Origin of the sequence: Kocuria rhizophila DC2201 (assembly GCF_000010285.1) — a bacterium.
GTDB lineage: Bacteria > Actinomycetota > Actinomycetes > Actinomycetales > Micrococcaceae > Kocuria > Kocuria rhizophila_A.
This window is the reverse complement of the sequence record NC_010617.1, coordinates 1,798,181-1,810,229: the sequence shown is the minus strand read 5'-3', so window position 1 is coordinate 1,810,229 and position 12,049 is coordinate 1,798,181. Positions and strand designations below refer to the sequence as shown.

The following is a 12,049-nucleotide window of genomic DNA, read 5'->3' as shown; positions in this document are numbered from 1 at the left end:
ATGACGGTTGTTCACCTTCCCCTGAAGGCGGGCGGTCCCGAGGAGCACGGCTCCCCGGAGGACGCCCGCCTTCGGGCGTATCCAGACACGGATCCGGCCGGCGGCTTCACGCACACGGTCCACGACGACGCCGACGGCGCGGTCATCATGCGCACGGTGCTGCCGTGCGGCACCCGCGTGCTCACGGAGAAGATGCCCGGGCAGCGCTCGGTGTCCGTGGGCTTCTGGGTGAGCCTGGGCTCACGCGACGAGGCCCCGGGCATGCTGGGCTCCACCCACTTCCTGGAGCACCTGCTGTTCAAGGGCACGGCCCGGCGCAGCTCCCTGGAGATCGCGGAGGCCTTCGACCGGGTGGGCGGTGAGTCCAACGCCTTCACCTCCCACGAGCACACGTGCTACCACGCCCGGGTGCTCTCCGAGGCGCTGCCCATGGCCGTGGACGTGCTCGCGGACATGTTCACCGGCGCGGTGCTGGACCCCGAGGAGTTCGACCGCGAGCGCGGCGTGATCCTCGAGGAGATCGCCATGGACCGCGACGACCCCACGGACTTCGCGTTCGAGCAGTTCACCGAGCAGGTCTTCCACGGCTCGCCGCTGGCGCGTCCCATTGCGGGCACGCCGGAGGAGATCCGCAGCGTGGCCCGTGACGCCGTCTGGCAGCACTACCGCGCCGCCTACCGGCCCGAGAACCTCGTGGTCACGGTCGCGGGCGGGCTCGAGCACGAGAACGTGGTGCAGCTGGTCCGGGAGTCGCTCGCGCGGGCCGGCTGGGACCCGGGCACCAGCGGGGGAGCGGGCGCACGCCGCCCCACCACCCCTGCGCTGCTCACGCCGCTCACGGGCACCCGTGCGCTGGACCGCTCCGTGGAGCAGGCCAACGTGGTGCTGGGCGGGGCCGGGCTGCAGTCCGGGGACGAGCGGCGCTTCGCCATGACCGTGCTCAACGCGGCCCTGGGCGGCGGCATGTCCTCCCGGCTGTTCCACACCATCCGGGAGCAGAAGGGCCTGGCGTACTCCACGTTCTCCTTCTCCGGTTCCTACTCGGACGCCGGTTTCTTCGGGATGTACGCGGGCTGCACGGCGGAGCGCGTGGACCGGGTCACGGGGCTCATGCGCGACGAGCTGGACCGGCTGGCCCAGGACGGCATGGACGCCGCGGAGCTCGCCAAGGTGGAGGGCCAGCTCAGCGGCGCCACGGTGCTCGCGCTCGAGGACACCGGCTCGCGGATGTCCCGGCTGGGCTCCGCCGAGCTGAAGACCGGCGTGTTCATGGACGTGGACGAGTCCCTGCGTCGGATCCGGGCAGTCAGCTCCCAGGACGTGCAGGAGCTCGCGGCCCGGCTGTCGGAGGACGCGACGGTGCGCACCGTGGTGGGCCCCGGCGTCGCCACGCAGATAGGTGTCACGCAGACACAGGAACGAGGCAGACAGTGACGGACGAAGCGATCAGGGTGGCCGTGCTGGGACGCGACGGCCGCATGGGCTCGGAGGCGGTGCGCGCCGTCCAGGACGCCGCCGACCTCGAGCTCGTCGCGGCGCTCGGACGCGGTGACGACCTCTCGGAGCTCGTGCGCCGCGGCGCGCAGGTGGTCGTGGACCTCACGGTTCCGGCCGCCACGCGGGAGAACGTGCGCTTCGCGGTCTCCCACGGCATCCACGCGGTCGTGGGCACCACCGGCTGGGACGACGCCGCCCTGGCCGAGCTGGAGGCCCAGCTCGCCGACTCCCCGGGCACCGGGGTGCTGATCGCCCCGAACTTCGCGGTCGGCGCAGTGCTCGCCATGAAGTTCTCGGAGCTCGCGGCCCGGTTCTTCGAGTCCGTGGAGGTCGTGGAGCTGCACCACCCCCGCAAGCTCGACGCGCCGTCGGGCACCGCGGCCCGCACGGCCGCGCTCGTGGCCGCGGCGCGCGAGAGGGCAGGAATCCCGGCGTCCCCGGACGCCACGGAGTCCGACCCGCAGGGCGCGCGCGGTGCGGTGGTGGACGGCGTGCACGTGCACTCCGTGCGCCTGCAGGGGCTCGTGGCCCACCAGGAAACCCTGCTGGGCAGCACCGGTGAGCAGCTCACGGTGCGCCATGACTCCTACGACCGCGTCTCGTTCATGACCGGGGTGCTGCTGGGCGTGCGCTCGGTCGGGCGGTACCCGGGGCTCACGCACGGCCTCGACGGCTACATGGACCTCGGGCTGTGAGGGCGGACGGGAAGCGCAGCACGCTGCGGTGGTGGGCCGCGGCGGTGATCGTGCTCGCGGTGCTCACCGTGGTGCTGCTGCCCCTCCCGGGCACCTCCAAGACGTGGATCATCGCGGTGCTCGCGTTCGCGGCCGTGTTCACGGTGCTCGAGGCCGGATCGATGGGCAGGATCCTTGCGGCGCTGATGATCGCCCTGCTCACGCTCTACCTGGGGCTGTCCTTCCAGCGTGCGTGGCTGCTGCTGGGCACCGAGGGCTGGGTGCCCAGGCTGCTGGGCGTGGCGATGCTCGTGATCCCCGCGGTCGGCGTCTGGGCGATGCTGCGCGAGATCATCTTCGGGGCGCGCGCCCAGCGCCTGGGCGGCGAGCTCGCGGCCCGCGGGGAGCTGCCCGCCGACGACCTGCCCCGCAGGCCCTCCGGCCGGTTCGTGCGCTCCGCCGCGGACGAGCACTTCGACGTCGTGCGGCGCGAGGTCGAGGCCCGCCCCGAGGACTGGGGCGGCTGGTACCGGCTGAGCCTGGCGTACTCGGCCAGCGGTGACGGGCGCCGGGCGCGCGGTGCCATGCGCACGGCGATCGCCCTGCACCGGGGCGAGGACCCCGCGGCGGTGCTGCAGCGGTCCGGGCGGTAACCTGGTGGTCATGACACACGAGATCGCCCCCTCGCCCACGGACCGTCCCGCACCCCTGTTCGGGACCCTGCTCACCGCCATGGTCACGGTCTTTCACGAGGACCGCACCGTGGACCTCGAGGCCACCGCGGCCCTCGCGGAGCAGCTCGTGGACGACGGCTGCGACGGGCTGGTGGTGTGCGGCACCACCGGGGAGTACTCCACCATGACGGACGAGGAGAACCTCTCCGTGTTCCGCGCGGTGAAGGACGCCGTGGGCTCGCGGGTGCCGCTGCTGGCCGGCACGGGGTCCAACGACACCGAGCACTCCCGGTACCTGTGCCTCGAGGCTGAGAAGATCGGGATGGACGGTCTGCTCGTGGTCACCCCGTACTACAACAAGCCCACGCAGGCCGGGGTGGAGGCCCACTTCCGCTCGCTCGCGGACTCCGTGGACACGCCCATCATGATGTACGACATCCCCGGCCGCTCCGGGATCCCCATCGAGGCCGAGACCCTGATCTCGCTGTCCTCCCACCCGAACCTCGTGGCCGTCAAGGACGCCAAGGCGGACTTCGTGGCGGCCTCGCGCGTGATGGCGGAGACGGACCTCGTGTACTACTCCGGCGACGACGCCCTCACCCTGCCGTGGATGGCCATCGGGGCCGCAGGGCTCGTGGGTGTCACCACGCACGTGGACACCCCGCGCTACCGCCGCATGGTGGACGCCGTCCTGGCCTCGGACCTCGTGACCGCGCGGCGGCTGCACGAGGAGCTGCTGCCGCTCGTGCGCGCCACTATGACGCGCGTGCCCGGCGCCGTGGCCGCCAAGACCATTCTTCAGTGGCAGGACCGCCTGCCGAACAGCACCGTGCGCCTGCCGCACGTGGCACCCACGCACGCCGAACTGGAGCAGATCCGCGCGGATCTGAGCACGTCGGTGATTGCGGACACCCTGACCAACTAGCAATGAAAGGGGTCTCATGACCCAGTGGAACTCCACCGCCCTCGCCGAACCTCCGGCCCTCGCGAAGGACACCCTTCGCGTGGTGCCCCTGGGTGGGCTCGGTGAGGTCGGCCGGAACATGACCGTGTTCGAGATCAACGGGCAGCTGCTCGTGGTGGACTGCGGCGTCCTGTTCCCCGAGGAAACCCAGCCCGGTGTGGACCTGATCCTGCCGGACATCAACAACATCCGGGACCGCATCGACGACATCGTGGCCATCGTGCTCACGCACGGCCACGAGGACCACATCGGGGCGGTCCCGTACCTGCTCAAGCGCCGCCCCGACATCCCCGTGATCGGCTCCCAGCTGACCCTCGCCCTGATCGAGGCCAAGCTGCAGGAGCACCGCATCAAGCCGTTCACCATGGCCGTGCGCGAGGGCCAGGTGGAGCGCCTCGGCGAGTTCGAGTGCGAGTTCGTGGCCGTGAACCACTCCATCCCCGACGCCCTCGCGGTGTTCCTGCGCACCAAGGCCGGCACCGTGCTGCACACCGGCGACTTCAAGATGGACCAGCTGCCCCTGGACGGGCGCATCACGGACCTGCGCCACTTCGCCCGGCTGGGCGAGGAGGGCGTGGACCTGTTCCTCACGGACTCCACCAACGCCGAGGTCCCCGGGTTCATCCCGTCCGAGAAGGCCATCGGCCCCGTGCTCGCGGACGTGGTGGCCCGCGCCAAGCAGCGCGTGATCGTGGCGTCCTTCTCCTCGCACGTGCACCGCGTGCAGCAGGTGCTCGACGCCGCCGTGGCCAGCGGGCGCAAGGTGGTGCTGATGGGCCGCTCCATGATCCGCAACATGGCGATCGCGGAGAAGCTCGGCTACCTGGACGTGCCGCCCAACGTGCTCGTGGACCAGAAGAAGGTCGGGGACTACCCGGACGACAAGATCGTCATCATGTGCACCGGCTCCCAGGGCGAGCCCATGGCCGCGCTGTCCCGCATGGCCAACGGGGACCACAAGGTCCAGGTCAACGCGGGGGACACCGTGATCCTCGCGTCCTCCCTGATCCCGGGCAACGAGAACTCCGTGTTCCGCGTGATCAACGGCCTCATGCGCCTGGGCGCCAACGTGGTGCACAAGGGCAACGCCAAGGTCCACGTCTCCGGCCACGCCGGCGCCGGCGAGCTGCTCTACTGCTACAACATCGTGGAGCCCGAGTACGTGATGCCGGTGCACGGCGAGATCCGGCACCTGATCGCCAACGGTGAGCTCGCCCGGGAGACCGGGGTCCCCGACGACCACGTGATCCTCGCGGAGAACGGCACCGTGGTGGACATGCACGCCGGGAAGGTGAAGATCACCGGCCAGGTGGAGTGCGGGTTCATCTACGTGGACGGCTCCTCCGTGGGCGAGATCACGGACGCGGACCTCAAGGACCGCATGACCCTCGGCGAGGAGGGGTTCATCTCGGTGGTCACGGTGGTCAACCGGGACACCGGCAAGATCGTCTCCGGCCCGGACATCCACGCCCGCGGCGTGGCCGAGGAGGACAAGGTCTTCAACGAGATCCGCCCGAAGATCGCCGCGGCCCTTGAGGACGCCCTGAGCGAGAGCGGCAAGAACCACACCTCCCACCAGCTGCAGCAGATCGTGCGCCGCACCGTGGGCTCGTGGGTCTCCCGCCGCCTGCGCCGCAAGCCCATGATCGTGCCGGTGGTCGTGGAGGCCTGACGCCCCCGCGCCCCGCACGCGCCCCACGGCCCGTCCGGTCACGCGACCGGACGGGCCGTCGTGCGTCCGGGTACCCTGGAGCAATGGCGTCACGAACTTCCCCCGCGCGCTCGTCGAAGACCACGTCCCGGTCCAAGACCCCCGCGCGTTCCCCCCGCAACGGCAAGAAGACCCCGGCACGCACCGCGTCCCCGGGGTCCTCGGCCGGCGCCACCGCGCTTCGCGGGGTGGTCGGGGCCTGGTCCGGTGCCGGGCACGTGGTGGGAGCCGCGGTGCGCCGGGTGGGAACCCTGCGCACCGACATCGCCCCCGAGCAGCGCCGTGACGGCGGGGCCCTCGTGTGGCTCGTGCTGGGCGTGCTCATCGCCGCGGTGGAGTGGTGGAACCTGCGCGGGGCGGACTTTGCCCCCGTGTCCGTGCCCGCTTCCTGGGTGCACGCCGTGGTGGGCGGGACCTTCGGGTTCATGGCCCTCGTGCTCCCCATCCTGTGCGTGTGCTTCGCCATCCGGGTCTTCCGGCACCCGGAGTCCACCCAGGCCAACAACCGCATCGCCATCGGACTGCTCGGGCTCACCGTGGCGGGCTCCGGGATCGCCCACCTCGCGGGCGGAGCCCCCGGTCTCGGGGACGGTTTCGAGGCGGTGTGGCGAGCCGGCGGCTTCGTCGGCTTCCTCGCCGCGGATCCACTGGCCTCCCTCGTGACCCGCTGGGGCGCGCTGGCCGTGCTGGTCCTCCTGGCCGCCCTGTCCCTGCTGGTCATGACCGCCACCCCGGTGGGGGAGATCGGACCGCGGCTGCGCGAGCTCTACCGTCGGCTCACCGGCCAGACCGAGCCCCGCGTCACCGACCTCTCGGCCACAGAGCACGACCGCTCCTACCTGGAACCTGCCCGCGGCGGCAAGAAGACGGGGCGTGCGCAGCGCCGTCGGCAGCGTCAGGAGCTGGACCGCTACGACGGGGACGAGGCCTTCGAGCGCGCCGTCGTGGACGAGGCGAACCGCCGGGAGGCCCGGGGAGCGGCGTCGACGAGCGTGTTCGACGTGGGCTCGCACACGGCCGGGCCCGGCACGCGATCCGGTGCCGCGGCTGGGACCCGCGCGGGCTCCACGGCCGCGGGGTCGACTGCCGCCGGTTCCGAGGACGCACAGGCCACCGAGGTGGTCCCGCCCGCGCAGGCCGGGCCCCGCCCGGGGGAGAAGCGGCCGACCCGCTCCCAGCGCGAGGCCCAGAAGCTGCGCGAGGAGCAGGGGATGGCGCCCGCGTCCGACACCGCGGCGGCGTCGGACGCCCCCGCACTGGACGTCACGGACGAGGCCGAGGAGCCCCGCACCCACACCCCGAGCACCCCGATCCCGGCCCGCTCCGAGCAGCTCAAGCTGCAGGGCGACGTCGCCTACAGCCTCCCGCCCGTGGCGGACCTCGTGCAGGGCCCGCCCGCCAAGGAGCGCTCCGAGGCCAACGACCAGGTGGTCGGCGCGCTCACCAACGTGCTGCAGCAGTTCAAGGTGGACGCCGAGGTCACCGGCTTCTCGCGCGGACCCACGGTCACGCGCTACGAGATCGAGCTCGGCTCGGGCACCAAGGTGGAGCGGGTGACCGCACTGTCCAAGAACATCGCCTACGCCGTGGCGTCTGCGGACGTGCGCATCCTCTCGCCGATCCCCGGCAAGTCCGCGATCGGCATCGAGATCCCCAACACGGACCGCGAGACCGTGGCGCTGGGGGACGTGCTGCGCTCGCAGAAGGCGCGGGCCTCGGAGCACCCCATGGTCATGGGCGTGGGCAAGGACGTCGAGGGCGGGTTCGTGCTCGCGAACCTCGCCAAGATGCCCCACCTGCTCGTGGCCGGTGCCACGGGCGCGGGCAAGTCCTCGTTCGTGAACTCCATGATCGTCTCCATCCTCATGCGCTCCACCCCGGACGAGGTGCGCCTGGTGATGGTGGACCCCAAGCGCGTGGAGCTCACCGCGTACGAGGGCGTGCCCCACCTGATCACGCCCATCATCACCAACCCCAAGAAGGCCGCCGAGGCCCTGCAGTGGGTGGTGCGCGAGATGGACGCCCGCTACGACGACCTCTCGCACTTCGGGTACAAGCACATCGACGACTTCAACAAGGCCGTGCGCAACGGCAAGGTGCAGCCGGAGCCGGGGTCCAAGCGGACCATCCGGCCCTACCCGTACCTGCTGGTGATCGTGGACGAGCTCGCGGACCTCATGATGGTGGCCCCGCGGGACGTCGAGGACGCGATCGTGCGCATCACCCAGCTGGCCCGCGCCGCCGGCATCCACCTGGTGCTGGCCACGCAGCGCCCCTCCGTGGACGTGGTCACGGGGCTGATCAAGGCCAACGTGCCCTCGCGCATGGCGTTCGCCACGTCCTCGGTCACGGACTCGCGGGTGGTCCTGGACCAGGCGGGCGCGGAGAAGCTGATCGGCCAGGGCGACGCCCTCTTCCTGCCCATGGGCGCCTCCAAGCCCATGCGCGTGCAGGGCGCGTGGGTGTCCGAGTCAGAGATCCACAAGGTCGTCGAGCACGTGAAGTCGCAGATGACCGCGGACTACCGGGACGACGTCGTCCAGGAGGCCCCCAAGAAGACCATCGACGAGGACATCGGGGACGACCTCGACGTCCTGCTGCAGGCCGCGGAGCTGATCATCACCACGCAGTTCGGCTCCACCTCCATGCTGCAGCGCAAGCTGCGCGTGGGCTTCGCGAAGGCCGGGCGGCTCATGGACCTGCTCGAGTCCCGCGGGGTGGTGGGCGCGTCGGAGGGCTCCAAGGCCCGGGACGTGCTGGTCAAGCCCGACGACCTCGCCGCGACGCTCGCGCTGATCCGCGGTGAGGAGCCCCCGGCTCCCGCCGCACCCGCCACGGGGTCCGTGGACTACGGAGAGGATCCGGTGGAGGCGTCGCTGGCCGACGTGGCCCACGACTACCACGACGGATCCGAGACATCCGAGGACGCATGGGAGCTGACAGGACGATGACCGCACACGAGCCCACCCCGCACGCGGAGCCGGTACCCAGCAGCTCCAACTGGAACCTGCCCAACGCCCTGACGGCCCTGCGGATCGTCATGGTCCCGTTCTTCGTCTGGTTCCTGTGGGCCGGTGGGACCCACGGCCAGGACTCCCCGGGCATGCGCTGGGCCGCCGTGGTCACGTTCGGCCTGGCGATGTACACGGACAAGCTCGACGGGGACCTCGCCCGCGCCCGCAACCTGATCACGAGCTTCGGCAAGATCGCGGACCCGATCGCGGACAAGCTGCTCACCGGCTCCGCGTTCGTCGTGCTGTCCCTGCTGGGCGAGCTGTGGTGGTGGGTGACCATCGTGATCCTCGTGCGCGAGTGGGGCATCACCGTGATGCGCTTCGTGGTCATCCGCTACGGCGTGATGGCTGCGTCCAAGGGCGGCAAGACCAAGACCGTGCTCCAGACGGCGGCGCTGATCGCTCTCCTGCTGCCGCTGGCACCGCTCGTGGGTGCGTGGTGGCTGTGGTTCGCGTGGGCCCTCACGGCGCTCGCGCTGCTCGCCACGGTCGTCACCGGCGTGGACTACGTGGTCAAGGCCGTGCAGCTGCGCCACCGGGCGCTGCGCGGGGACGCCGCGTGAGCACCGGGCACGACGCCGCCCGCGCCCTTTCGGAGGCCGCGCACGCACCGCACGACGCCGCCTTCCTGGTCCGCCTGGCCGCCGAGCGGGGTCTCACGGTGGGTACCGCGGAGTCTTTGACCGGCGGGTCCGTGGCGGCGGAGATCGTCACGGTGCCCGGGGCATCGTCGTGCTTCGAGGGGGCGGTGGTCAGCTACTCGCACGGGGTCAAGGAGCGCGTGCTGGCCGTGTCCCACGAGCTGCTCGCACGCCGCGGAGCAGTGGACCCGGACGTGGCACTGGCCATGGCCCGGGGCGCACGCAGTGCACTGGGCGTGGACTGGGCCGTGTCCACCACGGGCGTCGCGGGTCCGGAGCCCCACGACGGGCACGCGGTGGGCACCGTGTTCGTGGGCGTCAGCGGGCCGGGTGGCGAGTGCGTGCGGCGGCTCGACCTCTCCGGGGACCGCGCCCGGATCCGCGCGGACACCGTGCGGCATGCGATCGACACACTGGCGACTCAAATCGCATTCCCAGCCAACGCCTAGTGCTTTTCCTCCGGCGAAGGGGAACAATTGACCCTGCAAGCACGTTATGACTGTCAGAGATTGAGTCCGCAGGACTGAAGGTGATCTCGACAGCCGCACCGGTCGCGGTGCGCAGAGCCCCGTTCGTTGATACGAGGAGTAGGCAATTCACATGACGAAGCAACCCGTGTCCGTCAATGGTGTCGTCCGTTGGAAGGACGTGGGTATGGCCGATGAAGTTCACGCGGAGACCCACGAGACCAAGGTGGGCGTCCTGCGCCAGGAGATCGGGGAGGTGCTGCGCAGCGTCCGGCAGCGTCAGGGCCGCACCCTGCGCGAGGTCTCGCACAGCGCCCGTGTCTCCCTGGGCTACCTGAGCGAGGTGGAGCGCGGCCAGAAGGAGGCCTCCTCCGAGCTGCTGGCCTCGATCTGCACCGCCCTGGACATCCCGATGTCCCAGATGCTGCGGGAGGTCGCTGACCGGCTCGCGTACGCCGAGGGCAACTTCATCCCGGACACCGTCCCGTCCGAGATGACCGAGGAGTTCACCCGCGAGGTGCGCCAGCTGCGCGGCGGGACCGCCGCGGGCGCCCACTAGGGAATTCCGGTCGACGCCGCGGCGCCGACGCACAGACCCGTCCAACGGACCCGCCTTCGGGCGGGTCCGTTCCCGTTGCACCGTGCTGCACCGCCCCGTGGTGGGGAGCACGAGCCCGAGCACCGTCCGAGGAGATCCGCACCATGCGCGTCAGCACGTTCTGGGAACTGATGGCCCACGAGTTCGGGGCCGGCTACTGCCGTGTGCTCGCCCAGGACCTCGTGCTCAGCGAGGTGGGGGAGCGCACCGCCACCGAGGCCCTCGATGCCGGGGTTGATCCCAAGACCGTGTGGTTCGCGGTGTGCCGGGCACAGGAGGTCCCCGAGTCCCGGTGGTGGGGCCCCGACCAGCCGCCCCGGGGCTGAGGCGCGGTTCGAGGTGGTGGACCCGGGCCGTCCGGCATGCGGCACACCGCCGGTGGGCGCGACGTCCCGCGGGCCTGGCCCACGGCACGGAGGGCGCCACGCCGTTCGACGTGCACGGGGAGCGGTTCGAAGGTATATTCGAACAGCGTCACGTGTGCTCCACAGTCGGGACGGTCCCTTATGAGTGTCGGACCCCCTCGATAGCGTGGACCGCGAAGACATCGACCGGGCCGTCACGGCCCCCGAGATCCGAGGTGAATCATGGCAGCCAAGTCCAAGGGTGCGTCCGCGCCCGCGCCGTCTCAGGTGGCCGGCTCCGATCGGCAGAAGGCACTGGACACGGTGCTCTCCCAGATCGACAAGAACTACGGCAAGGGATCGGTCATGCGGCTGGGCGACCGCCCCGCCACCAAGATCGAGACCATCCCCACGGGGTCGATCGCCCTGGACGTCGCCCTGGGCATCGGTGGCTTCCCCCGCGGCCGCGTGGTGGAGATCTACGGTCCGGAGTCCTCCGGCAAGACCACCGTGGCCCTGCACGCCGTGGCCAGCGTCCAGAAGTCCGGCGGCATCGCCGCGTTCATCGACGCCGAGCACGCCCTGGATCCCGCCTACGCCGAGAAGCTCGGCGTGGACACGGACAACCTGCTGGTGTCCCAGCCGGACACCGGTGAGCAGGCCCTCGAGATCATGGACATGCTCGTGGGCTCGGGCTCCATCGACATCGTCGTGATCGACTCCGTGGCCGCGCTCGTGCCCAAGGCCGAGATCGAGGGCGAGATGGGAGACAGCCACGTGGGTTTGCAGGCGCGCCTGATGTCCCAGGCGCTGCGCAAGATCACGGGCCGGCTGTCCCACACCAACACCACGGCTATCTTCATCAACCAGCTGCGCGAGAAGATCGGTGTGTTCTTCGGCTCCCCGGAGACCACCACGGGTGGCAAGGCCCTGAAGTTCTACGCCTCGGTGCGCGTGGACGTCCGCCGCATCGAGACCCTCAAGGACGGCGCCAACCCGGTGGGCAACCGCACCCGCGCCAAGATCGTGAAGAACAAGATGGCCCCGCCCTTCAAGCAGGCCGAGTTCGACATCCTCTACGGCCAGGGAATCTCCATCGAGGGCGGCCTGATCGACATGGGCGTCGAGCACGGGATCGTGAAGAAGTCGGGCGCCTGGTTCACCTACGAGGGGGACCAGCTGGGGCAGGGCAAGGAGAACTCCCGGCGCTTCCTCAAGGACAACCCCGAGCTGGCGCAGGAGATCGAGCGGAAGATCCTCATCAAGCTCGGCATCTCCGAGGACCCGGACGAGGCCACGCAGGATGCGGAGGGAGCCGAGGCCGTGGACGCCGCCCTGGACCCGGATGCGCCCTTCGCCGCGGCCGGCAACGACGCCGAGCTCCCGGCGTTCTGAGCACCCGGAGTTCCGAGCACCCAGCGTTCTGAACACCCGGAGGTCCTGAATGAGCGGTTCCACGCATCGC

General features: G+C 70.9%; 11 protein-coding genes. All 11 read left to right on the top strand.

Annotated elements, in window-relative coordinates:
- The 11 genes from KRH_RS07845 to recA all read left to right on the top strand — a co-directional run bounded on the left by KRH_RS07845 (position 1) and on the right by recA (position 11,979).
- Positions 1–1,434 (top strand): M16 family metallopeptidase, encoded by a 1,434-nt coding sequence (locus KRH_RS07845; protein WP_012398662.1) that lies wholly within the window; start codon positions 1–3, stop codon positions 1,432–1,434.
- Between the two features lie 44 nt (positions 1,435–1,478).
- A complete protein-coding gene (gene dapB / locus KRH_RS07840; protein ID WP_050738120.1) occupies positions 1,479–2,192 on the top strand; it encodes a 4-hydroxy-tetrahydrodipicolinate reductase in 714 nt (237 codons plus the stop codon).
- Complete coding sequence (locus KRH_RS07835) at positions 2,189–2,824, top strand: hypothetical protein (RefSeq protein ID WP_012398660.1); 636 nt, start codon at positions 2,189–2,191, stop codon at positions 2,822–2,824. Before dapB ends, KRH_RS07835 begins: the two co-directional genes overlap by 4 nt.
- A gap of 10 nt (positions 2,825–2,834) precedes the next feature.
- Positions 2,835–3,770 (top strand): 4-hydroxy-tetrahydrodipicolinate synthase, encoded by a 936-nt coding sequence (dapA, locus tag KRH_RS07830; protein WP_012398659.1) that lies wholly within the window; start codon positions 2,835–2,837, stop codon positions 3,768–3,770.
- 16 nt (positions 3,771–3,786) lie between these two features.
- On the top strand, positions 3,787–5,481 hold the full coding sequence (locus KRH_RS07825; RefSeq protein ID WP_012398658.1) for a ribonuclease J: 1,695 nt from the start codon (positions 3,787–3,789) through the stop codon (positions 5,479–5,481).
- Between the two features lie 83 nt (positions 5,482–5,564).
- The gene (locus tag KRH_RS07820) at positions 5,565–8,471 is read left to right on the top strand and encodes an FtsK/SpoIIIE family DNA translocase (RefSeq protein ID WP_012398657.1); all 2,907 of its coding nucleotides are present in this window, start codon (positions 5,565–5,567) and stop codon (positions 8,469–8,471) included.
- Complete coding sequence (gene pgsA / locus KRH_RS07815; protein WP_012398656.1) at positions 8,468–9,097, top strand: CDP-diacylglycerol--glycerol-3-phosphate 3-phosphatidyltransferase; 630 nt, start codon at positions 8,468–8,470, stop codon at positions 9,095–9,097. Before KRH_RS07820 ends, pgsA begins: the two co-directional genes overlap by 4 nt.
- On the top strand, positions 9,094–9,624 hold the full coding sequence (locus KRH_RS07810) for a CinA family protein (protein WP_012398655.1): 531 nt from the start codon (positions 9,094–9,096) through the stop codon (positions 9,622–9,624). Before pgsA ends, KRH_RS07810 begins: the two co-directional genes overlap by 4 nt.
- Positions 9,625–9,775: 151 nt before the next feature.
- On the top strand, positions 9,776–10,201 hold the full coding sequence (locus KRH_RS07805) for a helix-turn-helix domain-containing protein (protein WP_041297382.1): 426 nt from the start codon (positions 9,776–9,778) through the stop codon (positions 10,199–10,201).
- Between the two features lie 143 nt (positions 10,202–10,344).
- Positions 10,345–10,566 carry a DUF3046 domain-containing protein gene (locus KRH_RS07800; RefSeq protein WP_012398653.1) on the top strand — a complete coding sequence of 74 codons (222 nt, stop codon included), beginning with the start codon at positions 10,345–10,347 and terminating at the stop codon, positions 10,564–10,566.
- A 261-nt stretch (positions 10,567–10,827) separates the two neighbouring features.
- Positions 10,828–11,979: a recombinase RecA gene (gene recA / locus KRH_RS07795; RefSeq protein ID WP_050738054.1), complete on the top strand. Its 1,152-nt coding sequence runs from the start codon at positions 10,828–10,830 to the stop codon at positions 11,977–11,979.
- The last annotated feature ends 70 nt before the right edge of the window (positions 11,980–12,049 follow it).

Bases quoted from the DNA above. Each gene is read 5' to 3' on its own strand.
- KRH_RS07825 (WP_012398658.1), top strand. From the start codon at position 3,787: ATGACCCAGTGGAACTCCACCGCCCTCGCCGAACCTCCGGCCCTCGCG.
- KRH_RS07820 (WP_012398657.1), top strand. From the start codon at position 5,565: ATGGCGTCACGAACTTCCCCCGCGCGCTCGTCGAAGACCACGTCCCGG.
- pgsA (WP_012398656.1), top strand. From the start codon at position 8,468: ATGACCGCACACGAGCCCACCCCGCACGCGGAGCCGGTACCCAGCAGC.
- KRH_RS07805 (WP_041297382.1), top strand. From the start codon at position 9,776: ATGACGAAGCAACCCGTGTCCGTCAATGGTGTCGTCCGTTGGAAGGAC.
- KRH_RS07845 (WP_012398662.1), top strand. From the start codon at position 1: ATGACGGTTGTTCACCTTCCCCTGAAGGCGGGCGGTCCCGAGGAGCAC.
- dapA (WP_012398659.1), top strand. From the start codon at position 2,835: ATGACACACGAGATCGCCCCCTCGCCCACGGACCGTCCCGCACCCCTG.
- dapB (WP_050738120.1), top strand. From the start codon at position 1,479: ATGGGCTCGGAGGCGGTGCGCGCCGTCCAGGACGCCGCCGACCTCGAG.
- KRH_RS07800 (WP_012398653.1), top strand. From the start codon at position 10,345: ATGCGCGTCAGCACGTTCTGGGAACTGATGGCCCACGAGTTCGGGGCC.
- recA (WP_050738054.1), top strand. From the start codon at position 10,828: ATGGCAGCCAAGTCCAAGGGTGCGTCCGCGCCCGCGCCGTCTCAGGTG.